The 21885-nt window shown below is 72.9% G+C and carries 23 protein-coding genes; 9 read left to right on the top strand and 14 right to left on the bottom strand.

Translation table 11 applies throughout. The annotated features are described in order from the left end of the window. Positions 1 to 447 (bottom strand): Lrp/AsnC family transcriptional regulator, encoded by a 447-nt coding sequence (locus tag EIY87_RS32945; protein WP_125313818.1) that lies wholly within the window; start codon positions 445 to 447, stop codon positions 1 to 3. A 151-nt stretch (positions 448 to 598) separates the two neighbouring features. Here EIY87_RS32945 and EIY87_RS32940 point away from each other — a divergent pair, with 151 nt between their 5' ends. Next, positions 599 to 3991 carry an indolepyruvate ferredoxin oxidoreductase family protein gene (locus EIY87_RS32940; protein ID WP_263855644.1) on the top strand — a complete coding sequence of 1131 codons (3393 nt, stop codon included), beginning with the start codon at positions 599 to 601 and terminating at the stop codon, positions 3989 to 3991. On the opposite strand, the gene EIY87_RS32935 is transcribed toward EIY87_RS32940, so the two are convergent. The 4 genes from EIY87_RS32935 to EIY87_RS32920 all read right to left on the bottom strand — a co-directional run bounded on the left by EIY87_RS32935 (position 3972) and on the right by EIY87_RS32920 (position 6970). Next, positions 3972 to 4592 carry a response regulator gene (locus tag EIY87_RS32935; protein WP_125313816.1) on the bottom strand — a complete coding sequence of 207 codons (621 nt, stop codon included), beginning with the start codon at positions 4590 to 4592 and terminating at the stop codon, positions 3972 to 3974. The genes EIY87_RS32940 and EIY87_RS32935 overlap by 20 nt on opposite strands. 57 nt (positions 4593 to 4649) lie before the next feature. Next, positions 4650 to 5615 carry a GlxA family transcriptional regulator gene (locus EIY87_RS32930; RefSeq protein ID WP_125313815.1) on the bottom strand — a complete coding sequence of 322 codons (966 nt, stop codon included), beginning with the start codon at positions 5613 to 5615 and terminating at the stop codon, positions 4650 to 4652. A gap of 1 nt (position 5616) precedes the next feature. Continuing rightward, positions 5617 to 6123 carry an ATP-binding protein gene (locus tag EIY87_RS32925; protein WP_125313814.1) on the bottom strand — a complete coding sequence of 169 codons (507 nt, stop codon included), beginning with the start codon at positions 6121 to 6123 and terminating at the stop codon, positions 5617 to 5619. Positions 6124 to 6328: 205 nt separating this feature from the next. After that, positions 6329 to 6970 carry an FMN-dependent NADH-azoreductase gene (locus EIY87_RS32920; RefSeq protein ID WP_125314293.1) on the bottom strand — a complete coding sequence of 214 codons (642 nt, stop codon included), beginning with the start codon at positions 6968 to 6970 and terminating at the stop codon, positions 6329 to 6331. Between the two features lie 82 nt (positions 6971 to 7052). Between EIY87_RS32920 and EIY87_RS32915 the strand changes: the two genes are divergently transcribed. Beyond that, on the top strand, positions 7053 to 7526 hold the full coding sequence (locus tag EIY87_RS32915) for a MarR family winged helix-turn-helix transcriptional regulator (protein WP_125313813.1): 474 nt from the start codon (positions 7053 to 7055) through the stop codon (positions 7524 to 7526). Between the two features lie 3 nt (positions 7527 to 7529). Here EIY87_RS32915 and EIY87_RS32910 read toward each other — a convergent pair whose 3' ends face one another. From EIY87_RS32910 to EIY87_RS32890, 5 genes are all read right to left on the bottom strand, one after another. Next, positions 7530 to 8141 carry a SecDF P1 head subdomain-containing protein gene (locus tag EIY87_RS32910; protein WP_225440177.1) on the bottom strand — a complete coding sequence of 204 codons (612 nt, stop codon included), beginning with the start codon at positions 8139 to 8141 and terminating at the stop codon, positions 7530 to 7532. A gap of 14 nt (positions 8142 to 8155) precedes the next feature. Beyond that, positions 8156 to 9937: a glycoside hydrolase family 76 protein gene (locus tag EIY87_RS32905; RefSeq protein ID WP_125313811.1), complete on the bottom strand. Its 1782-nt coding sequence runs from the start codon at positions 9935 to 9937 to the stop codon at positions 8156 to 8158. A gap of 93 nt (positions 9938 to 10030) precedes the next feature. After that, a complete protein-coding gene (locus tag EIY87_RS32900; protein ID WP_191984358.1) occupies positions 10031 to 10609 on the bottom strand; it encodes a CPBP family intramembrane glutamic endopeptidase in 579 nt (192 codons plus the stop codon). Next, positions 10606 to 11502 carry an NAD(P)H-binding protein gene (locus EIY87_RS32895; protein WP_125313810.1) on the bottom strand — a complete coding sequence of 299 codons (897 nt, stop codon included), beginning with the start codon at positions 11500 to 11502 and terminating at the stop codon, positions 10606 to 10608. The genes EIY87_RS32900 and EIY87_RS32895 overlap by 4 nt, the downstream gene beginning before the upstream one ends. 10 nt (positions 11503 to 11512) lie before the next feature. Next, on the bottom strand, positions 11513 to 12442 hold the full coding sequence (locus tag EIY87_RS32890) for a DMT family transporter (protein ID WP_225440176.1): 930 nt from the start codon (positions 12440 to 12442) through the stop codon (positions 11513 to 11515). 73 nt (positions 12443 to 12515) lie between these two features. On the opposite strand from EIY87_RS32890, the gene EIY87_RS32885 reads away from it, so the two are divergent. Beyond that, positions 12516 to 13427 carry a LysR family transcriptional regulator gene (locus EIY87_RS32885; RefSeq protein ID WP_125313808.1) on the top strand — a complete coding sequence of 304 codons (912 nt, stop codon included), beginning with the start codon at positions 12516 to 12518 and terminating at the stop codon, positions 13425 to 13427. 177 nt (positions 13428 to 13604) lie between these two features. Here EIY87_RS32885 and EIY87_RS32880 read toward each other — a convergent pair whose 3' ends face one another. Further along, a complete protein-coding gene (locus EIY87_RS32880) occupies positions 13605 to 14540 on the bottom strand; it encodes a LysR family transcriptional regulator (RefSeq protein WP_125313807.1) in 936 nt (311 codons plus the stop codon). Between the two features lie 85 nt (positions 14541 to 14625). Here EIY87_RS32880 and EIY87_RS32875 point away from each other — a divergent pair, with 85 nt between their 5' ends. Next, positions 14626 to 15570 (top strand): threonine/serine dehydratase, encoded by a 945-nt coding sequence (locus EIY87_RS32875; RefSeq protein ID WP_125313806.1) that lies wholly within the window; start codon positions 14626 to 14628, stop codon positions 15568 to 15570. Here EIY87_RS32875 and EIY87_RS32870 read toward each other — a convergent pair. Both EIY87_RS32870 and EIY87_RS32865 read right to left on the bottom strand, forming a co-directional pair. Beyond that, positions 15524 to 16342 (bottom strand): LLM class flavin-dependent oxidoreductase, encoded by an 819-nt coding sequence (locus tag EIY87_RS32870; RefSeq protein WP_125313805.1) that lies wholly within the window; start codon positions 16340 to 16342, stop codon positions 15524 to 15526. The two genes, EIY87_RS32875 and EIY87_RS32870, sit on opposite strands and share 47 nt — an antisense overlap. A gap of 79 nt (positions 16343 to 16421) precedes the next feature. Continuing rightward, a complete protein-coding gene (locus EIY87_RS32865) occupies positions 16422 to 17252 on the bottom strand; it encodes a peptidoglycan-binding domain-containing protein (protein ID WP_125313804.1) in 831 nt (276 codons plus the stop codon). Between the two features lie 417 nt (positions 17253 to 17669). On the opposite strand from EIY87_RS32865, the gene EIY87_RS32860 reads away from it, so the two are divergent. The 4 genes from EIY87_RS32860 (at position 17670) to EIY87_RS32845 (ending at position 19850) form a co-directional block, all read left to right on the top strand. Next, complete coding sequence (locus tag EIY87_RS32860; protein ID WP_125313803.1) at positions 17670 to 18722, top strand: C40 family peptidase; 1053 nt, start codon at positions 17670 to 17672, stop codon at positions 18720 to 18722. Positions 18723 to 18789: 67 nt separating this feature from the next. Beyond that, on the top strand, positions 18790 to 19212 hold the full coding sequence (locus EIY87_RS32855) for a hypothetical protein (RefSeq protein ID WP_125313802.1): 423 nt from the start codon (positions 18790 to 18792) through the stop codon (positions 19210 to 19212). A gap of 68 nt (positions 19213 to 19280) precedes the next feature. Further along, the gene (locus EIY87_RS32850; RefSeq protein ID WP_125313801.1) at positions 19281 to 19481 is read left to right on the top strand and encodes a DUF3072 domain-containing protein; all 201 of its coding nucleotides are present in this window, start codon (positions 19281 to 19283) and stop codon (positions 19479 to 19481) included. Between the two features lie 90 nt (positions 19482 to 19571). Beyond that, on the top strand, positions 19572 to 19850 hold the full coding sequence (locus EIY87_RS32845; RefSeq protein WP_125313800.1) for a hypothetical protein: 279 nt from the start codon (positions 19572 to 19574) through the stop codon (positions 19848 to 19850). A 60-nt stretch (positions 19851 to 19910) separates the two neighbouring features. Here the strand turns inward: EIY87_RS32845 and rho are convergent, their stop codons facing one another. After that, positions 19911 to 20972: a transcription termination factor Rho gene (gene rho, locus EIY87_RS32840; protein WP_225440175.1), complete on the bottom strand. Its 1062-nt coding sequence runs from the start codon at positions 20970 to 20972 to the stop codon at positions 19911 to 19913. 212 nt (positions 20973 to 21184) lie between these two features. Between rho and EIY87_RS32835 the strand changes: the two genes are divergently transcribed. Next, a complete protein-coding gene (locus EIY87_RS32835; protein WP_225440174.1) occupies positions 21185 to 21700 on the top strand; it encodes an ATP-binding protein in 516 nt (171 codons plus the stop codon). Positions 21701 to 21885: the final 185 nt, after the last annotated feature.

Raw genomic sequence — 21885 nt, 5'->3', positions numbered from 1 at the left:
TCAGCTCCCCCGCGACCACGATTCCAGCGCGATCAGCGTCTTCGTCCCGGTCACCTGGTGGTGCCGCCGGATCTCGTCGATCGTCTTCTGCAGGTGGGCCATGTCGCGCACCCGCAGCCAGACCAGCGCGTCCGGGTCGCCCGCGATCGTGAACACCGCCTGGGCCTCCGGCATGCGGGTCGTCGTGCGCAGGATCTCCGCGACCTTCGTGTTGCCGACGAAGCGCAGCTCGGTGAACGCCTCGATCCCCCAGCCCAGCTTCGCGTGGTCGACCTGGACCGTGAAGCCGGTGATCACGCCGGTCTCGCGCAGCCGGTCGATGCGGCGCTTGACCGCGGCCGTGGAGAGCGTGACGCGGCCGGCGATGTCGGACAGCGTGCGGCGGGCGTCCTCGCGCAGCAGGCCGAGGATCTCGTGGTCGGTCGCGTCGAGCAGCTCTTCGGGCATGCGCAGGAGCGTAACTCCGCGCAAAAATCCGAGCCAGCCGGCGCGTGGAGGCCTCGAAGTTTGCGTATAGAGTCCCGGAACGCCCACGCCTGTTGCGTCGCTGTGGCCGGCGTCGCACTGTGCCCGGAAGCACATCGAGAGGAGCCGCGCCGTGGAGACGTTCACGCTCGAAGACCGCTATCTGCGGGAGGCGGGAACCGTGCACCTGACCGGGGTGCAGGCCCTGGTCCGGCTGCTGTTCGACCGCGTCCGGCACGACCGCGCCCACGGCGGCGACCCCGCCGTCTTCGTCTCGGGCTACGAGGGCTCCCCGCTGGCCGGGTACGACCTCGAGCTCGGCCGCCGGTCGACGCTGCTGGAGAAGCACGACGTCGTGCACCGGCCCGGGCTCAACGAGGAGCTGGCCGCGACCTCGGTGATGGGCAGCCAGCTCGTCGCGGGCGCCGGCGGGCAGCGCGGCGTCACCGGGTTCTGGTACGGCAAGGCCCCCGGCCTCGACCGCGCCTCGGACGCCCTCCGCCACGCCAACCTGGCCGGCACCGACCCGCGCGGCGGCGCCGTCGCCCTCGTCGGCGACGACCCGAACGCGAAGTCCTCGACCGTCCCCTGCGCGTCCGAGCTCGCCCTCGCCGACCTGGCGATCCCGATCCTCTACCCGGCCGATTCCCAGGACGTCCTCGACCTCGGCATGCACGCGGTCGAGCTGTCCCGCGCGGCCGGCGTCTGGACGTCGCTGAAGGTCGTCGCGAACGTCGCCGACGCGTCCGGCACGGCGATCGTCGATCCACAGTGGACCGCGCCGCGGCTGGAGAAGGGCTACCGGCACACGCCGACGTCGCGGCTGCTCGGCACCAGCCTCGCCGAGCTGGAGCGCAGCCTCTTCACCGTCCGGCTCCCGCTGGTCACCGAATACTTGCGTGCGAGCGGCGTCAACCGGATCACCGCGCGCGGGCCCGCCGACCGGGTCGGCATCGTCGCCGCCGGCAAGTCCTACCTGGACCTCCAGCAGGCGCTGCGCACGCTCGGTCTCGACGCGGAAGCATTGGCGAAGTACGGCATCCGCGTGCTCAAGCTCGGCGCGATCCACCCGCTGGAGCCCGCGATCGTCCGCGAATTCGCCGCCGGGCTCGAGGAAATCGTCGTCGTCGAGGAGAAGCGCTCGTTCGTCGAGACCGCCCTCAAGGAGGTCCTCTACGGCGTTCCGGGCGCCCCCGCGGTCACCGGCAAGAAGGACCGCGACGGCCGGACGCTGTTCACCGAGCTCGGCGAGCTGGACCCGGACGGCATCGCGGCCGGGCTGGCCCGGCGCCTGCCCGAGGGCATCCCGTCGGTCGAGGCGTACCGGGGCCGCCGCCGTCGCGAGCGCATCTCGGTGCCGCTGCTCGCGCGGACGCCGTACTTCTGCTCCGGCTGCCCGCACAACTCCTCGACGAAGGTCCCGGAGGGCACGCTCGTCGGCGGTGGCATCGGCTGCCACACCATGGCGCTGTTCATGGAACCCGACCAGGTCGGCACCGTCCTCGGCGTGACGCAGATGGGCGGCGAGGGCACGCAGTGGATCGGCATGGCACCGTTCGTCGAGGCCGAGCACTTCGTGCAGAACATCGGCGACGGCACCTTCACCCACTCCGGCAGCCTCGCGGTGCGCGCGGCGGTCGCGGCCGGCGTCAACATCACCTACAAGCTGCTCTACAACTCCGCCGTGGCGATGACCGGCGGCCAGGACGCGGTCGGCGGGCTGCCGGTCGAGAAGGTCGCCGAGCTGCTGCTCGTCGAAGGCGCGAAGCGGGTCGTGATCACCAGCGACGCGCCCGCGAAGCTGCGGCGCCGCAAGCTCCCCGCCGGCGTCGAGGTGCGCGACCGCGCGGAACTGCTGGCCACGCAAGAAGAACTGGCCGCCGTCAAGGGCGTCACCGTGCTGATCCACGAGCAGGAGTGCGCGGCCGAGAAGCGCCGGAAGCGCCGCCGCGGCAAGCAGACCACGCCGGCGACCCGCGTGGTCATCAACGAGCGCGTCTGCGAAGGCTGCGGCGACTGCGGGACGAAGTCGAACTGCCTGTCCGTGCAGCCGGTGGCGACCGAGTTCGGCCGCAAGACCGCGATCCACCAGTCGTCGTGCAACGTCGACTACTCCTGCCTGGCCGGGGACTGCCCGTCGTTCGTCACCGTCGTGCCGACCGGGAAGAAGCAGCGGCGCAAGCTGACCGAGCTGGCCGCCGACGCCGTTCCCGCGCCCCCGGTGTCCACAACGGACTTCACCGTGCGGATCACCGGCATCGGCGGCACCGGCGTGGTCACCGTGACGCAGATCCTCGCGACGGCCGCGGTGCTCGACGGGCGGCACGTCCGCACGCTCGACCAGACCGGGCTGGCGCAGAAGGGCGGCGCCGTCGTCTCCGACCTCAAGGTGACGGCGGAACCGGTGGAGCAGGCCCCGAAGCTCGCCGCCGGCGAGTGCGACCTCTACCTGGCGTGCGACGCGCTGGTCGGGGCGGACGCGGCGAACCTGGCCGTGGCCGACGCCGAACGGACCACCGCGGTCGTCTCGACCACCGAGGTCCCGACCGGGCGGATGGTCGTCGACACGACGGTGTCCTTCCCCTCCCCCGGCAGTGTCCTCGCGCCGCTGGAAGCCGCCGCGGCGCGCACGGTCTCGCTCGACGCCCGCGGCCTCGCCGAGGAGCTGTTCGACGACGACCAGTTCGCCAACGTGCTCCAGCTCGGCGCCGCCTACCAGACCGGCGCGATCCCGCTGCCGGCGTCGGTGATCGAGCGCGCGATCGAGCTGAACGGCACCGCGGTGAAGGCGAACCTGCAGGCGTTCCGCCGCGGCCGCCAGCTCGTCGCCGAACCCGAGGCCCTCGCGACGGCCCCGGCGAAGGCGCGCCCGGTCGCGCAGCCGGCCGCGCGCAAGCTGGTGCACGCCGAGCCCGGCTCGGAGCTGGCGCGGCTGCTGGACGTCCGGATCCCGGACCTGGTCGCCTACCAGGACAAGCGGTACGCCCGCGCGTACGCCGAGTTCGTCGAGCGGGTGCGGGTGCTGGAGGACGGGCCGACGGAGATCACCGAGGCCGTCGCGAAGCACCTGTACAAGCTGATGGCGTACAAGGACGAGTACGAGGTAGCCCGGCTGTCGCTCGACCCGGCGTTCACCGACGGGCTGGCCGAGCAGTTCGGCGAGGGCACCAAGTACGCCTACCGGCTGCACCCGCCTGTGCTGCGCGCGCTCGGCGTGAAGCGCAAGATCAGCCTGGGCCCGTGGTTCCGCCCGGCGTTCCGGCTGCTGCACGCGCTGCGCAAGCTGCGCGGCACCCGGCTCGACCCGTTCGGCCGTGCCGAGGTGCGGCGGGTGGAGCGCGAGCTGGTCGAGGACTACCGCGCCATGATCCTGACCGCGTTCCGCGCGTCCGATGTGGACCGGGCACGGGTGCTCGCACTGGCCGAGCTGCCCGACCTGGTGCGGGGCTACGAAGACGTCAAGCTGGCCAACGTGGCCCGCTACCGGGAGAAGCAGGCGGAGCTGCTCACGCTCGTAGGTAGCTGAGCATCGCGGTGCCGGGGACGCGCAGCTTCGCGCTGACGTCCCCGGCGTGCTGCCGGGCGGCGGCGGTGCCGATGCCGAGCAGCCGCCCGATCGTCGGCACCGAATGCCCTTCGGCCAGCAGCGCGACGACTTCGCACTCGCGGTCGGTCAGCGCGGCCACCGGGTCGCCGGGGCGGCGCCGCGCCAGCTGGACCGCCACGACGTCCCGGTCCAGCACCGTGCCGCCGGCCGCGACGCGCCGCAGGGCGTCGAGGAACTCGTCGGGCCGGCCGACGCGCTCCTTGAGCAGGTACCCGGCGCCGCCCCCGCCGGCGGCCAGGAGGTCGCCCGCGTAGCCGTCTTCGACGAAGGCGGACAGGGCGAGGATCGCCAGCCCTGGCACCCGGCGCCGCGCTTCGAGGGCGGCGCGGAGCCCTTCGTCGGTGAACGTCGGCGGCAGGCGGACGTCGACGACGGCCAGGTCCGGCGCCGCCGCCACGACCGACGCCACCAGGTCGCCCGGGTGGTCGACGGCCTCGACCACCTCGAACCCCTCGCTGCGCAGGAGCAGCACGAGCCCCTCCCGCAGCAGGGCGTCGTCCTCCGCGATCACGATGCGCACGGCGGCAGCCTCCTCGTCATCCCTTGTCTTGGTGTACGGATGCGCGGCCGGAAGCGTTCAGGCGATGCCGGTGGTCCGGAAGCGGGCCCGGTAGTCGCTCGGCGTGACCCCGAGGTGCCGGGCGAAGGCGCGCCGCAGCGTCTCCGCGGTCCGGAACCCCGCCCGCCGCGCCACCACGTCGAGCGGGTCGGTGGTGCGCTCCAGCTGCTGCTGGGCGGCCTCCAGCCGGACCTGCTCGACGAACCGCGCCGGCGTGCGGCCGAGCTCTTCGCGGAACAGGCGCGTGAGGTGCCTGGTGCTGACACCGGCGCGCCCGGCGAGGTCGTCGAGGGTGTGCGGGGCCGCCGGATCGGCCGTGACGGCGTCCAGCACGCCGCGCAGCAGCTCCGTGCGCGGGCGGCCGGTCTCCAGGCGGACGCTGAACTGCGACTGGCCGCCCGGGCGTTGCAGGAAGACGACCAGGTGCTTGGCCACCAGCCGGGCCACCTCGGCGCCGAGGTCGTCCTCGACGAGCGCCAGTGCGAGGTCGATGCCGGAGGTGACGCCGGCCGAGGTGATGACCGGGCCGTCCTTGACGAAGATGGCGTCGCCGTCGACGTCGATCCGCGGGAAGCGCCGGGCGAGCCGGCCGGTGAGGTCCCAGTGCGTGGTGGCACGCCGTCCGTCGAGGACACCGGCCGCGGCCAGCGCGAACGCGCCCGCGCACACCGACGCCGTCCGGGCGGCGCCGTCGGCGAGCCGGCGGATCTGGGCGATCAGCTCGGCGTCGGCGATCGTGCGGGCCCACTCCGGGCCGCCGGGCACCAGCACGGTCGCCCCGCGCGGATCCGCCGCCGCGAGGTCGAGGTCGGCGCCCAGCCGCGTGCCGGTGTTGGTGCGGACGTCGGTGCCGCCGGGCGACGCCGTCCGCAGCACGTAGTGGCCGCCGTGCTCGTTGGCTTCGGCGAAGACTTCCAGCGGGCCCGAGACGTCGAGCAGCCGGACGCCGTCGTAGAGCACGACGAGGACGGGCCGGGTGCGCACGTCAGCCGTCGGCGGACCAGCCGCTCAGCCGGGTCAGCAGGCGCTCCAGCACCTGCGGGTCCGCGGCCACCGGGTCGCCGGAGACGGGCTCGTCGACCAGGGTCCGGCGGTCCTGCCGCCGCGGCAGGCGCACCTGCCGCGCGTTCATCCCGCCGGGGAGCGCCAGCTCGCACCAGGTCGTGCGCGCGCCACCGACACCGTGCTCGACGCCGACGCGTTCGCCGGGGCCCGCCTTCGGTTCCGGCAGGCCCGGGACGTCGTCGTCGACCTCGACCAGCAGCACCTCGGCGCTCAGCCGCAGCCGCAGCGTCACAAAGGGCGGCGCCTTCGGGTTGCCGGCCTCGATCACGGCCTCGACCAGCCGTCTGGCGGCGGCGGTGGTCTGCTCCAGCATGGGACGCAGGGACCAGTCGGTGAGAATCAGGCGGACGAACAGCTCGGTGACCGGCAGCGCGCTCGGCTGCGCGACGAGCCGGATGTCGTCCATCTGCGAGGTGTGCGCGCTCAACCCTGACCTTCCTCACCCAGGTGCGGCCTCCGCGGGGTGCCGCAACTGCCAACCCGCCCGCGGCGGCACGGTACCGCCCACGTCGAGCGCGACCACCGCCGGGTCCCCAGGTGAGCGCCCCAATGTGGCGTTCGGTGCGTCCAACGCACCCAATGTGGCGTTCGGTGCGTCTGACGCAACCAACGCCACATTGGGGCGCTTGGGGTCAGACGCGGGCGGGGAGCCAGAGCTCGTCGATCGTGCGCTCCGCCGTCGCCAGGCTCGCGTCGGCCAGCGGGATGAGCTCCGCCATCGCCGGGTTGACGTGGGCCAGCGTCAGCTCCGCGGTGATGAAACGCGGCTCCAGGCCGGTCAGCGAGACGCCGTGCGGGAGCCACTGCTCGGCGTGGTCCCAGCCTTCGCGGGGCGTGCCCTCGCCGTACCCGCCGCCGCGCGACGCCAGCACGATGAACTCGCGGCCACCCAGCAGACCCGTCTGGGTCTCGTGGTCGACCGAGAGGCCGGGGGCGATGAGGTGGTCGACCCAGGTCTTGACGCTGCTCGGCGCGCCGAAGTTGTACAGCGGCAGGCCCAGCAGGACGGTGTCGGCCGCCTTGACCTCGCCGACCAGCTCGGCGGTCCGCGCCCACGCCGCCGCCTGCTCGGGCGTGTGCTGCTCCGGCGGCACCATGCCGGCCAGGCCGCTCGCGGAGTCGATGTGGGGCAGCGGGTGCGCGCCCAGGTCGCGGTAGGTGACCGTGCCGTCCGGGTGCGCGGCGCGCCACGCCGTCGCGGCCCGCGCGCTGAGCCGGCGGCTCACCGAACGCTCGCCCTGGATGCTCGAGTCGATGTGGAGGAGGTGCGCCATGTCGTTAGCCATCCGTAGATCGTTGGTGTAAGACAAACCATTAATAGCACACCGACTGTTGAGCCGCCCATATACTGGGCAGATGACGTCGCTGCCGGTCGTGAACCAGCCGCCCCACCGCTGCGGGGCGCTGCTCGGCCAGCTGACGCGGCGGCTGCAGACCCGCAGCGATTCCGTGCTCAAGCCCCTCGGCCTGCGGCCGCGCCACCTGATCGCCCTGACCGTCCTGCGCGACCTGGGCGGCAGCTCGCAGCAGGACCTGGCGAAGACCCTGGAAATGGACAGCACGAACGTCGTCGGGCTGCTCAACGACCTCGAAGCCGAGAACCTGATCGAGCGGCGCCGCTCCCCCGTCGACCGGCGGCGGCACGTCGTCGAGCTCACCGACGTCGGCGCGAAGCTGCTCGCCCGTGCCGAGTTCGCGCTCGCCGCGGTCGAGGACGAGGTGTTCCACGCGCTGAGCGCCGACCAGCGTGAACAGCTCTACGAACTGCTCCACCAGGCGACGAACAAGTCCGAGACGCAGGCCTGCACCGAGGGCATCGCGGAGTGCTGAAGCTCAGCCGCCGGCGATGTCCTTCGCCAGCTGCTTGGCTTCGGGCAAGGTGAACTTCCCGCTGATCCGGGTTTCCCCGCCGGTGATCGCGGACTGGACGACCGGCGCGGTCAGGACGCGGCTCTTGAGCACCATCGCGACCTGCTTGCCGATGTTCCGGGCCGTCCAGTCGGCCCAGGTCTGCGCGCCCTTGGCGGTGAAGCTGAGGTTGATGACCGAGCTGCCCGTCTGCGGGTCGAGCGCGGCGTCCACCCGGCTCACGTCGGCGCCGCTGAGGAAGCCGGGGCCGAGGACGTACTTCGTGCCCTGCGCGCGGTCGCAGCTGACCAGCGGCAACGCCGGGTCGTCGCGGCCGTCCAGGGGATCCGGCTTGCCCTGGGCGCAGTCGAACCCCTGCACGGCGGCCTGCTGCGCGGCGGGATCGGTGCTCTGCCGCTCGGCCGCGGGACCGGCCGCCGGCCCCGGTGGCGCCTCGACCAGGACCGGGCGGAACCGCAGCACCGTCCCGTCCTTGACGACGAAGCCGGTGGGCGCGGCGTGCCCGGCGACCTCGGCCGAGCACCCGGTGGCGAGCACGGCGACGGCCGCGAGCAGGAGGATCCGCACGCCGCCCATTCTCGCGTGCCTGCCTACCCGGCCGCCAGCACCGCTTCCAGGCCGGACGCCTGCGTGCGCCAGTCGGCCGCGTTCGGGGTGGCGCCGGTCCAGCGCAGCCCGATCCGGTTCAGCGGGTCCCGGTCGCCCGCCCACAGCGCGTCCGCCTGCTGCTGCGCGAACGCGCGGTAGGCCGCCGAGCCCGTCGCCGCGGCGAGGTCGCCGAAGTAGCGCATGAAGATGCCCTTGAACTGCTTCTGGTTGTCGTCGCAGGAAGCCGCTTCGCAGGACTCGACGAGTACGCCACCCGACGTCAGCCGGGCCATCGCCGCGTCCGCGAGCCGCTTCGCCGCGTCCAAATAGGACTGGACGCCGGTGCCGCGCCACAGCTCCAGCAGCCCGCCGATCCCGAGGCCCTGGTTGTAGGTCCAGACCGTCTGGCCGTTGTTGGCGCACGACGCCGTCAAGCCGTCGTTCACCAGGCCGGAGCCGTTGACCAGGCCGCTGCCGAGGTACCACTCGCCCGCGGTGCGAGCCCGCTGCCCCCACAGCGTGTCCCCGGCGATCCGCCGGTGCAGGGACGCGGTCAGCCGCAGGTACAGCCCCGCGGTGACGGCGTTCTTGTACGTCCGCTCGCGGTCCCACCAGACCCCGCCGCCGCAGGTGCCGGTGTCCCAGAACCCGTGGACGTAGTCCGCGATCGTCGTCGCCTCGGTGAGGTACCGCGGGTCGTGGGTGCGGTCGTAGACGGCGAGCCAGGCCAGGCCCCACCACGCGCTGTCGTCGATCGCCCGGCTGACGAAGTGCCCGTCGATCGGGTCGGAACTGCGCACCCCGGCGGGGAAAGCGGCCCGGTTGACGTCGAAGGTGCGCGCCAGCGCGGCGTCGAACCCGCCGGCATCGGCCACCGCCGTCACCGCGACCGCGGAGTTCCACCAGCTCGACGGCCACCACGCGGTGTAGGGGTCGTAGGACCACATCAAGGCGTCGAGCGCGCCGGCGGCGCGGGTCGTCGCCGGGCGCGCCCACGCCGTGCAGCTGCCTTGGGCGTGCGTGGCTTCCCGGCCGCACGCCCGGACCGCGCCGCCGTAGAGCCGGCCGCGGGGATCGCGCGTGGCGAAGGCCGCCGTGTGCGTGCCGGCCGCGCCCGCGGGGGTGCTGGTGCGGCCCAGCGACGAGCCGTCCGGCCAGCTCGCGCCGGCGTCCCACGAGCGGTCGAGCCAGATCTCGTCGCCGGCGCCGCCCGCTTCGATCCCGGCCCACGCCAGCCCGCGGCCGTCGAAGTGCAGCCGGATCGTGCGGCCGAAGAGCGTCGTCGGCGCGACCGGCTGGCTGTCCCCGGCAGCCGGGGCGCTCCGATCGCACGCGCTGTCGCAGACGTCCGGGTAGATCCACGCGGTGCAGCCGACGCCGTGCGCGTCACCGCAGGCGCGGACCCGGCCGCGGCGGTGGTGCGCGGGATCGGTGAGGTTGTACATCAGGGTGCGGGTACCGGTCCACGAACCGGGGATGCTCGCCTTGCCCAGCAGGCCTTCCCAGGTGGCGCCGCCGTCCCAGGAGCGGTCGAGCCAGACGGCGTCGCCGGGCACGCCGTTGTCGATGCTCGCCCAGGCCATGCCGTCCGGGTCGGACGCGTGCAGCCGCAGCACCCGCCCGTTGATCACCTTGTCCGGCAAGGGAAAGCTCTCGCGCGCGGCCCGCGACGGGTCGAGGGTGTCGCACGAGGTGACGCACACCGCGGCGGCCGTCGTCGCCGCGGTCGCGGGGATCGGGGTCAGGGAACCGAACACGAGCAGCAGCACGAGCAATGTCCGCATCGACATCCCTCTCCACGCACCGGGGTTCGTTCCAGGATAAGAACACCGGGCCGGATCGGCGAAGGATTCTGTCCGGTTCCGGACAACGGTGGTCTAGTCCTCCGGCGGGAACAGCCGCGGCATCGCCGCGAGCATCAGCGCCGACCAGGCCACGTGGGTCAGCACCGGGGACTGCACGCCACCCGCGCGGTGGCGCTGCACGGCGAAGAGCGTCCCCATCACCGCGGAAGCCAGCACCAGCGCGGGGTTCCGCGTCGCCGTCGTCGACAGGACGTACGCCGCGGTGGCGCCACGCGCCCCGAAAGCGTCGTAGAGCGCACCACGGAAGAAGGCTTCCTCGGCCACGCCGGTGACCAGCGCCGTCACCGCCACCGACGGCGTCGAACCGCGGTGGGCGTGGTCGAGGACCCCGGTGATCGCGCGCCGCAGCGGCGGGATGTGCCGGGCCACCAGCGCGCAGCCGTAGAACACGCCGAACGCGCCCGCGCCCACCACCAGCGGCTGGACGACGTCCGGGCGGCCGCGCGGCACCCGGCCCGCCCCGGCGAACCAGGTCGCCGCGACCGACGCCGTCAGCACGTGGAAGCGGCGCGAACCGGGGCGGCTGGCCAGTGACGCGCCGAGCAGCCCGGACCCGGCGGCCGTGACGGCGGCCAGCAACCGCCGTCTCACGCGGTCCGCCTGCTCTTCGCCCGCTCGCCCAGCGCTTGCAGCACGGCCTCGTCGTAGCCGAGCGGCTCGAACTCGACGATCCGGCGGATGGCGTCGTCGCGGACGACGACCTCGTTGGTCATCGAGTCGATCAGCGCCCGCCCGGTGGTCACGTCGATGTCGGTGACCAGTGAAAGCCAGTACGACGACAGGCGCGGGGACAGCAGCGGCACCGGCAGGATCAGCAGCGGCCTGCCTTCGATGGCGGCGACGCGCTGCAGCATGTCCCGGTAGGCCAGCACTTCCGGCCCGCCGATCTCGAACGTCTTCCCCTCGGCTTCCGGGTGCTCGAGGACGCCGGCGAGGTAGCGGACGACGTCGGCGATCGCGATCGGCTGGGTGCGCGTGTCGACCCAGCGCGGGGTGACCATCGCCGGCAGGTGCTCGACCAGCTGGCGGGTCAGCTCCCACGACGTCCCGCCGTGGCCGATCACGATCCCGGCGCGCAGCACGGTGACCGGCACCCCGGCCTCCCCCAGCAGCCGTTCGACCTCGCGGCGGCTGGCCAGGTGCTCCGAAAGCGCGTCATCGTCGTCCCCGAGGCCACCGAGGTAGACGATCCGGCGAACCCCCGCGTCACCCGCGGCACGGGCGAACGCGCGGGCGGCGTCGGCGTCGCGGCGCTTGAAGTCCGTGCTGTCGAGGGAATGCACCAGGTAGTAGGCCGCTTCGACGCTCTTGAGCGCGTCTCGCAGTGAACCGACGTCGGCGACGTCGCCGCGCACGGCTTTCCCGGCGCCGCGGTACTTCGCGGGGTGGCGGGTCATCGCGAGCACCTCGTGCCCGGCCGCTTCCAGCGCCGGGCACAGCTTGCCGCCGACGAAACCGGACGCCCCGGCCACCAGTACCCGCATGCTCGCGACGTTAGCCGGGACGCCGTTCGCACGCAGATCGTCCACCACCGGCGAAGCACACCGCCGCGACCACGCCGGCGCAGCCGATCAGCTGCAGCACGCTCGGGGCTTCGCCCAGCAGGACGATGCCCAGCAGCACCGCCCCGACCGGCTGGAGCAGCATCAGCGTCGCGCCGAGGGTGGCCGACATCCGGGGCAGCGCGGCGGAGATCAGGATCCACCCGATCAGCTGGCCGACGACGGCGAGCGCGACCAGCCAGCCGAACGCCGCGGGGGTCGGCGTCAGGTCGAGCGTGCCGGTCGGGAGCCCGGCCACGAAGGCCACCAGGCCCGCGGAAATCGTCGCCAAGGCGAGGGAGTGAGCCTGGGTGCCCTGGCCGCCGCTGAGCCGGATCAGGAACAGGTAGACCGCGTAGCCCGCGCCGGCCAGCAGCGCGAAGACCGCGCCGGTCACCGGGTCCGGGCCGAACGAGCCGGTCCCGGCGAACCCGCCGGCCAGCACCACGCCGGCCAGCAGGACCGGCGCCACGACGAGGAAGCGCTTCGACGGCCGTTCGCGCAGGAAGACCAGCGCCAGCAGCGGCACGAAGACCACCTGGACGGCCAGCAGCACGGTGGCGATGCCGGCGCCGACCCGCGGGATCGCCTCGCCCCACAGCACGAAGTCGAGGCCGAGCCCGGTGCCGGCCAGCAGCGGCAGGAGCACGCGGCGCCGCGCCGGGCCGGCCTTCCGCCACTCCCGCGCGGCGAGCACGAGCAGCACCGGCAGGGCCAGCAGGCAGCGCCAGAACGCGCTCGTGCTGCCGCTGGTGTGCGAGACCTTGATGAAGACCGACGACAGCGAGATGCAGAAGCTGCCGAGCGCGGCCAGCAGCCGCGGGTCGAACCGGCTGGTGAACACCGGTGCGGTCGTCGTGGGGCGGGACTCGGTCGTGGTCACCCCTCCAGCCTGGTGGCCATGACTGTCAAGGACAAGCGAATGTTCCTTCGCGGAATCCGGTAGCATCGCTACCGTGTTCGGACTCGAGCGGATGCGGGCGCTGCACGCCGTCGCGACTCAGGGCTCGGTCGCCGCGGCGGCCGCCACGCTGCACGTCACACCCTCCGGCGTGTCGCAGCAGCTGGCGAAGCTGGAGCGGGAGGCGGGCCAGACCCTGCTGGAACCCCAAGGTCGCGGCGTCCGGCTGACGAAGGCGGGACAGGTGCTGGCCGGGCACGCCGAGCGAATCCTCGCGCAGGTCGCCGAGGCGAAGGCGGACCTGGAGCTGCTGCGCGAGGACGTCTTCGGGCCGCTGCGGATCGGCGCGATCCCGACGACCGTGCACGCGTTGCTGCCGCCCGCGCTGACCACGCTCTCCACCCAGCACCCGGGGCTCGTGGTGACGCTGCACGAAGGCGAGGCGGAGCAGACCATCCCGCGGGTGGTGTCCGGCGACCTCGACGTCGCCGTGGTGGAGAGCTGGGCCGACCGCCCGACCGAGATCCCGCCGTCGGCGACCGCCCTCCCGCTGTTCGCCGACGTCGCCGACCTCGCGCTGCCGGCCGGGCACCGGCTGGCTCACCGCAAGGCCGTCGATCTGGGCGAGCTGGACGACGTGGCGTGGATCGCCTGGAGTGCCGGGTCCGGCTGTTACGAGTGGCTGACGCAGGTGCTGCGCGCCCAGCACCTGGAGCCCCGGATCAGCTGCACGGTCGGCAGCTACCCGACCCAGCTGGCCCTGGTGGCGGGCGGCATCGGCGCGGCACTGGTCCCCCGCCTCGCCCGCGACCGGCTCCCGGACGGCGTGCGCATCCTGACCACGCGCCCGGCGCTGGACCGGACGATCTACGCGGTCTGCCGCGCGGGCGAGGAGGACCGCGGCGCGGTGCGGGCGTGTTTGGACGCGCTGCGGGCAGCGTCGGCGCGCTTCGAACCGGCACGCTAGCGACCGAGCAGCGCCCGAGACGTGCCCAGGGCCCCGGCAAAGTCGGGCAGCACGGCCGATCCGCCCCTCCGCGATGTCATGAAAGAGTCGTTCATCTCGCCAGACGACATGAACGACCCTTTCACGACATCCCCGCGACGCCGGGCAGACCACGCCTCCAGGCGACTCCGCGGCCGGTCACCCGCTCGCCGGCGCGACTTCGCCGGGACCCTGACGTTCCTGCCCGGGGTCGCGGCCGAGCAGCGCCACCATCTCCGCCACCAGCGGACCCGGCCGCCGGTGGTGCACCAGGAAGATCTCCCGCGCCGGCCGCGCATCGACGGCGTCGCGCACCTCGATCCGCGCCGGGCCCAGCCGGCCGAGCACGCCCTCCGGCACGAACGCGATCCCTAGCCCGGCCTCCACCAGCGCCAGGACGACCTGGTAGTCGCGCGTCTCGTAAGCCACCCGCAGCGCGACCCCGGCGGCGTCGGCCAGCTGCTCCAGGCAAACCCGGTTGGGCACGCCGGGGCCACCGGAAATCCAGTCCTCGCCGGCCAGCGCGCGCAGGGTGAGCCGGCGGGCCCGCGCCTTCGGGTGGCCCGCCGGGAGGATCAGGCGGAACCGCTCCGAGCGCAGCAGCGTCCGCGTGAGCCCGCGCGGGTCGGGCAGCGGCGTCCCCGGGTAGCGGTGGGTGATCAGCAGGTCGAGGTCGCGCGAGCTGACCAGCCCGTACCCGTCGGGCGGCTCGAGGTCCAGCAGCCGCAGCGCCACCGCGGGGTGGTCGCGGCGGAAGTCCGCGAGCGCGGCGGGCACGAGCGTGCTGCCCGCGCTCGCGAACGTGCCCACGGCGAGCTGCGCGGGCTGCTCGTCGAGCAGGGCGCGGACCGTCCGCTCGGCGGTGCGCAGCTCGCCGACGATCGTCTCCGCGTGGCCGAGCAGCGCCTCCCCGACCGGCGTCAGCGTCACGCCGCGGGCGTGCCGGTGCAGCAGGCGCGCCCCGACGTCGCGTTCGAGCTTCGCCAGCTGCTGCGAAACGGCCGACGGCGTGAAGGAGAGCCGCTGGGCGGCCCCGGCGATCGAGCCGGCGTGCGCGACCTCGGCCAGCACGGCCAGGCGATGGGCGTCGAGCAACGCGACCTCCAGCCATCAGCTCCGCTAACGCCAGCATAGGAGACGTCGCTGGTGCTTACGGCCGGCCGGCGCGCATGCTGGAGCCGTGATCAGCACTGCGGATGTCGAATTGGCGGCCGGGCGGATCCGGGGCCGGGTACGCCGGACGCCGGTTCTCGCCGACGACGGCGTGTGGTTCAAGCTGGAGCAGCTGCAGCACACCGGGTCGTTCAAGGCGCGCGGCGCCTTCAACCGGATCATCGCGGCCGGCGAGCTCTCGGCGGCCGGCGTCGTGGCCGCTTCGGGCGGCAACGCCGGGCTCGCCGTCACCCACGCCGCGCGCGAATTCGGCGTGGCGGCCCGGGTTTACGTCCCGGCGAACGCGCCCGCGGTGAAGGTGGCGAAGCTGCGGGCGCTGGGCGCGGCCGTCGAACTGGTCGGCGACAAGTACGCCGACGCCTACGACGCCGCCGTGAAGCACGCGGCGGACTCCGGCGCGCTCTTCTGCCACGCCTACGACCAGCCGGAGATCTGCGCCGGGCAGGGCACGATCGGCCTGGAGCTGCTGGACCAGGTCGACGGCCTGGACACGATCCTGGTGGCGGTCGGCGGCGGCGGGCTGCTGGCGGGCATCGCCGCCGCGGTCGAGGGCCGGGCGCGGGTGGTCGGCGTCGAACCGCGGACGGCACCGACGCTGAACGCGGCGCTCGCCGCGGGCGAACCGGTGCCGGTCGAGGTGTCCGGGGTCGCGGCCGATTCCCTGGGCGCTTCGCGGCTCGGCGACATCGCGTTCGCGGTCGCCACCCGCACCGGCGTGGGCTCGGTGCTGGTCGACGACGCCGCGATCCTCGACGCCCGCGCGGCGCTGTGGGACCGCTACCGCCTCGCCGTCGAACCCGGCGGGGCGACGGCCTTCGCCGCCCTGCGCACCGGGGCCTACCGGCCGGCGCCGGGCGAGCGGGTCGCCGTCCTGCTCTGCGGGGCCAACACCGACCCCGCGACGCTCACTTCCCCGCCAGCCGCGCCACCAGCGGCGCGAACTCCTCGATGAAGGCGCCGTTGACGCTGAAGTAGGAGACGCCGAGCTCCTCGCGACGCCGTTCAAGCTCGGCGGCCATCTCGTCGACGCTGCCGCGGAGCATGGCGAGCGAGTCGTGCGCGATCAGCGTTTCGGCGTCGACCCCGATGAACCCGCGGATCCACGGCGGCACCTGCTCGCCGACGACCCAGATGTTCATCGCGAACTCGACGTCGCGCCCGCCGGCCGCCGCGCGGATTTCCCCGAGCTGGCCGGCGGTCTCCTCGCGGGTGGTCAGCGGACCGCCGGCGAGCGTGACGATGTCGGCCTTCTTCCCGGCGAGCACCCGCGCCTTGGGCCCGCCCGCGGCGATCATCACCGGCGTGTGCGCGTCCCCGTCGAGCCGCCGCACGTGGTCGACGGTCTCGGAGATCGAGTCGAGCCGCTCCTGCCCCGAGCCGTAGGGCAGGCCCAGTTCTTCGGCCTGCTGCCGCATCGACGGGAGCCCGGTGCCGAGGCCGAGTTCGAACCGGCCTTCGGTGATGGCGGTGAGGCTGTGCGCCTCCCAGGCCGCCGCCCTCGCGGTGCGCAACGGGCTGGCCAGCACGAACGACCCGACGCGCAGGTCGGTCGTCACCGCCGCGGCGGCCGCGAGCGCCGCGGTCGGGGTCGGCAGGGTGAGGTTGTCCGGTGAGAGCAGCGTCGAGTAGCCGAGCGCTTCGGCGCGCAACGCCGTCTCGCGCCACTTCGCACCGCCCTCGCCCGCCGCCGCGACCACGCCGAACCGGAACGCCTTGCCCGCCATCGGAACACCCCCTGAGTCGATGCTTCGATCAAACCACCGGTGCGCCCGGCCGTGCCACCACGACCGGGCGCGCCCGGCGTCAGCCGCGCTGGTACTCCTCCCACGTCACCTTCGTGACCGCCGGGCCGTCGTCCGCGCCGCGGCCGGCGAGGCCGTTCAGGCCCAGGTAGTAGTCGCCGGTCTGGTGCTGGGCGCCCGAGGACAGGTCCGGGTCGGAGATCGCCATCGCGTGGATGTGGTAGGCGAAGCCCTGCGCCGGGGTGCGCAGCCAGGCCGCGAACCCGACCTTGCGCAGCGCCTTCAGCAGGTTCGTCCGGCTCGTCGACGACAGGTTGGACACCGAGATGTCCATCGCGCCGCCGCCGTCGTGCGTCCCGGCCGAAGCGTCGACGCCACCCGGGTTGTACGAGCCCTGCGTCAGGCTGACCGACGAGCCGAAGATCCCTTCGGCGGCCACGAGCATCGCCTTGGTGCGGGTGTTGAGCGTGACGCCGTGGTAGGTGACGTGGCTGCCCGCCGAGATCGGGTTGGTGACCGTGTACCGGCCTTCGCCCAGCGTCTCCAGCGACGTCTTGCCCGGCAGGCCGGACGCGTCGATCCCGGTGTAGCCCAGCGACTTCTGGTACTGCGAGTACGCCGCGATCGTGGTGGTGCCGAAGTAGCCGTCGACGTAGGTGCTCGCCAGGAGCCCCTTCGCCTGCAGTGCCTGCTCGACGAGCAGGACGCTGTCGTGCGCGCCCGGCGTCTGGGTGTCGTCGGCCCGGCGCGGGTCGATCTGGGCCGCCTTGAGCACGGCCTCCATGTTCGCCGTGGGCAGCGCCGTCGTGACCGCGGTTTCGGCCTGAGCCGGTGCGGCCACGGCGAACGCCGCGGCGGTGAGCGCCGTCAACACGGCGGCCTTCGTGAACATCCCTGTCCTCCACTGGTCGGTATCTCTTCGGCCAGGAGGATCACCGCAGCCGGTACAAGGGACGTACAAATCGGGCGCATACCCTTGGGGGGTAGGGTAATTTTGGACGATGACGACGTGTAATCCCCGCCACATCCGGGCCCATCACCACTGGTCCAGCCGTGTTTCAGATCGTCACGGAGAGTTTTGAGGGGGTCCCCCTGGACGTTGCCGTGCTCCTTTCGTAACCTGTTCGAGATCTCGCGGCCCCCGGTCGTCGATGGACGGCGACGCGAGATCGCCGCCGATACCCCCCTGCCGGGTACCGGACACCCCCAGCGCGCTCTTCCTGTTGCGGTGGAGCGCGCCCGGGCGAGGCCCCCGACTCGCCCGTCCGGACCCGACGGCGGCCGAACAGCAAAGGAGACCCGCGCGAGAATGCGTACGCATCCCGTAAAGCGCGTGGTGTCAGGTGCCCTCGCCGCGGCCTCGGTGATCACCGTCGTCACCATGGCCCAGCCCCCGGCCACCGCCGCCCCGATCCCCGTCCTCCAGGCCCCGCCCGCCGGCTCGGACGCGCTGGCCAAGTACCGCGAACTCGCGGGACAGGCCGAGAAGCTCAACGAGGACCTGCTCAAGGCCCAGGACGACCTGACCGCCAAGCAGGGCCAGCTCGACAAGGCCAACGCCGACGTCACGGCCGCGAAGGACGCCGGCGCCCAGGCGATCGAGGCCAAGCAGAAGTACCAGACGCAGGTCGACAAGTTCGCCGGCGCGTCGTTCACCAGCGGTGCCCAGATGAACAAGCTGTCGGCGCTGCTGGCCGGCACGTCCACCCAGGACTTCCTCGACCGCTCGGCCGCGCTCGAGGTCATCGCGACCGACAAGAACGCCGCGATGAACAACCTCAGCGGCGCGGCGGAGAAGGCCACGGCGGCCGAGAAGGCGGCGACCGACGCGGCGAAGCGCGCCCAGGACGCCCGTGACGCCGCCGCCAAGCTGGCGTCGGACATCGAGGGCAAGAAGAAGAACCTCCAGGCGCAGATCGACCAGATCGAGGCGCAGAGCCGGACCCTGAGCAGCGCCGACAAGGCCGCGCAGAAGGACACCGGCGGCTCGGCCCCCAACGTCAAGGCCCCCACCGCGGCGGCGCAGACCGCGGTCAACGCGGCGCTGAGCAAGCTCGGCAGCGCGTACGTCTGGGGCGCCACCGGGCCGAGCACGTTCGACTGCTCGGGCCTGATGCAGTGGGCCTACAAGCAGGCCGGGATCAGCCTGCCCCGGACGTCCTCGGCGCAGGCGGGCTTCGGCGCTCCGGTGTCGCGCAGCCAGCTGCAGCCGGGCGACCTGGTCGCGTACTACTCCCCGGTGTCCCACATCGGGATGTACATCGGCGACGGCAAGATGGTGCACGCCCCGACGAGCGGTGACGTCGTCAAGATCTCGCCGCTGATGAGCCAGTACGCGGGGGCCACGCGCCCGACCGCCTGAGTTTCGGATCGACGGGGTGCCCCGTTCCGGGAAGTGTAGAAATCCCGGAACGGGGCACTTTCGCGTCATGGTCGAGAACCCTGACGCCGCCACCGTCGAAGCCGTCGGCAAGGTCACCGAAGCGCTCGAGACGATCGAGCGCGCCCGCGGGCACCTCTATTCGTTCCACCAGCTGACCGGCAGCGCGGACCTGGCCCTCGGCGATGCCGTGAAGCTGCTCGAAGAGGCGGGCCACGGGGACTGGGCGCGGCGGATCTCCGAGGAGCTCATCGGGCTCAACGTGTTACCCGATCGGTGGACTTTCCAGGTCGTCGAGGAGTACGACGACGGCTACTACAAAGCGTGCCGCGACCTCGAGCGCGCACTGCTGCAGTCGCTCACCGGAGGCCGCCGCCACCTGCACGAACAGCAGATGAAGGACGACCGGCGGACCCACGGCAGGGCGGGTCACGAAGCGGGTGCCCCGAGCACCCCGCCGGCCGCCCCGTGAGCGGCGATTGTCGGACCCCCGCGCTACAGTCGAACCCGAGGCGAACAAGTGTTCGAAACGGAGGAGTCATGACGGACCAGGTCGAGCCCAATCCGGAGAAGGACCCGAGCGACTGGACGACGGGCGACGAGCCGATGACCGGGCCGCAGAAGTCGTACCTGCAGACGCTGGCCCAGGAAGCGGGGGAAGAGGTGCCGGACAACCTGACGAAGGCGGAGGCTTCGGCGCGGATCGACGCGTTGCAGCAGGCGACGGGCCGGGGCGGCTGAGGCTTCGTGTGCCCGAGGACACGGCGTGCCGTCGCCCTTCGCGGGTAATTCTCCTGGAGATGCCCGACTACCCCGAAGGAGGACATCCCCGTGTACGTCGTCGTGTCGCTCGTCGCGCTGGCCGGGCTGCTCGTGCTCGGTGGGGCGGCGGTCCGCGAACTGCCGAAGGCGTATCCCCTGACCGCGAAACGCACCCTCGTCGCGGCGTGGCTGGTGGCCGCCGCCGGGATCGGGTGGTGGTTCGCCGCGCCGGGGTCCGCGGCGCTCGTCGTGACCGTCGTCGGGTTCGGCTTTCTCGTCGCCACGCTCAACCGCGGGCCCGAGCAGCCGTCCTACCCGCAGGCGACGCCGTACCAGCCACCTCGATGAGCGGGGTTCACCCCGGCCCGGCGGGCGATGATCTGCGGGAGCGGCGCGAAAGCTGAGCGGTCAGGCCGCTTTGGGTGCCGCCGCACCCGTCACGCGGAGCAGGAACTCGGCGTTGGAGCCCGTCTTGCGGAGCTGGTCCAGCAGTTGCTCGAGGGCGTGCTGGCCGGACAGCACCCGGCGGACTTCGTGCATCGCGGCGAGTTCGCCGGGGGTGACGAGGAGTTCTTCGCGCCGGGTGCCGGACGCGGGGATGTCGACGGCCGGGAAAACCCGGCGTTCGGCGGCCTTGCGGTCGAGCCGGAGTTCGGCGTTGCCGGTGCTCTTGAGCTCCTCGAAGAACACCGTGTCGGCCAGCGAACCGGTTTCCACCAAGGCGGTCGCGATGATGGTGAGGGAGCCGCCGCCTTCGACGTTGCGGGCGGCGCCGAGGAGGCGCTTCATCGGCTGCAACGCGGCCGCGTCGACGCCGCCGGAAAGCGTGCGGCCGGAGGGCCGTGCCGCGAGGTTGTACGCGCGGCCGAGGCGGGTGAGGGAGTCGAGCAGCAGCACGACGTCTTCGCCGCGCTCCACCAGGCGTTTGGCGCGCTCGACGGTGAGTTCGGCGACCGCGACGTGCTCGGCGGGCGGCCGGTCGAAGGTGGAGGCGATCACTTCGCCGCGCACGGTCCGGCTCAGCTCGGTGACCTCCTCCGGGCGTTCGTCGGCGAGCAGCACGAGCAGCCGGCAGTCCGGGTGATTGGTCGCGATGCCGTGGCCGATCTCTTGCAGCACAGTGGTTTTCCCGGCTTTCGGCGGCGAAACGACGAGCGCGCGCTGCCCCTTGCCGAGCGGGGTGACGAGGTCGATGACGCGCGGCAGCAGCCGCGACGGCGTGGTTTCGAGCAGCAGCCGCTCGTCCGGGTGCAGCGGAACCAGGTCGGCGAAGTGCGGCCGCGGCTCGTCCGGGCCGGCGCCGTCGACGCTGACGATCTCGTCGGCGGTCCCGGTGATTTCGTCCCCGGCGCGCAGCTTGTGCTTGCGCACCAAGGAAAGCGGGACGGCGACGTCGTCAGGCGCCCGGCCGTGGCCGCGCCGGACGTACGGGGTTTTGCCGGACAGGTCGAGGATTCCGTGAAAAGGCATGGTTGTCTCCTGATGAGTGCTGGGCCGACGTGGGCCCGGGAAGGAAGGAAAGAGAGCTGCCTCCGGGCGGCCTTGGGCCGGCATCCGTGAGGAGCGCCTTCACTGTAGCGAGACATTTCACGAAGCACAACGGGTAAGACTCCGTCGCCGCGGGTAGCTCAAGGGAGAAGCCCGCCGACACGGGGGAACGCGGCTGACGATGGGAGCGAATCGTGTATCGACACACTCCGGACACCGGCGTCGATACCGGCGAGAGCACCGACGCCGACCAAACCGGGACCACGGCTCGGGCCCGAGGAAGCGCCGGAGCCGTGGTCTTCTCGCCGTTCGAAGAGCTGGCGCCGGCCTACCCGAACGAGATGGCCGACCTGCGCCGCAAGCTGACCCGCTGGCTGGGCGAGTTCCCGCTCGACCCGGAAAGCACGCACGACATCACCCTGGCCACGTACGAAGCCCTGGCGAACGTCGCCGCCCACGCCTACCCGGACGGCCACGGCTGGGCCCGCCTGCAGGCCACCCGCACGGGCGACACGCTGACGGTGACAGTCACCGACACGGGCTGCGGAATCCCGGCAACCCGCCCCCGCACCGCAGGTCTGCGCACCTCCGGCGGCCGCGGTCTGGTGCTGATCGAGAAGGTGACGGACCAGTCCGACATCGACACGGGCGACACCGGAACAACGGTCCGGATGACGTGGCGCCCGCCTTCGCTGCGCGACGCGAGCTGAGCCGGAGCAAGCCCGACGCTCATCGCCGGCTCGCCGAGGGACGGGAGAGACCCCGATCACCGAGGCGGGCCGGCGGGCTCGTGTCCAGACGGGACCGACCCGGCTGCTGGCGCACACACGCTCGAGAGGCAATCGGACTTCCACCCGGCAGGGCGGCCCGCCGGCTCGGCACCGCAACCCAGCTC

Source organism: Amycolatopsis eburnea, assembly GCF_003937945.1.
Taxonomy (GTDB): domain Bacteria; phylum Actinomycetota; class Actinomycetes; order Mycobacteriales; family Pseudonocardiaceae; genus Amycolatopsis; species Amycolatopsis eburnea.
The sequence above is the reverse complement of the archived record's forward strand: the minus strand, read 5'-3'. Positions and strand labels throughout refer to the sequence as shown.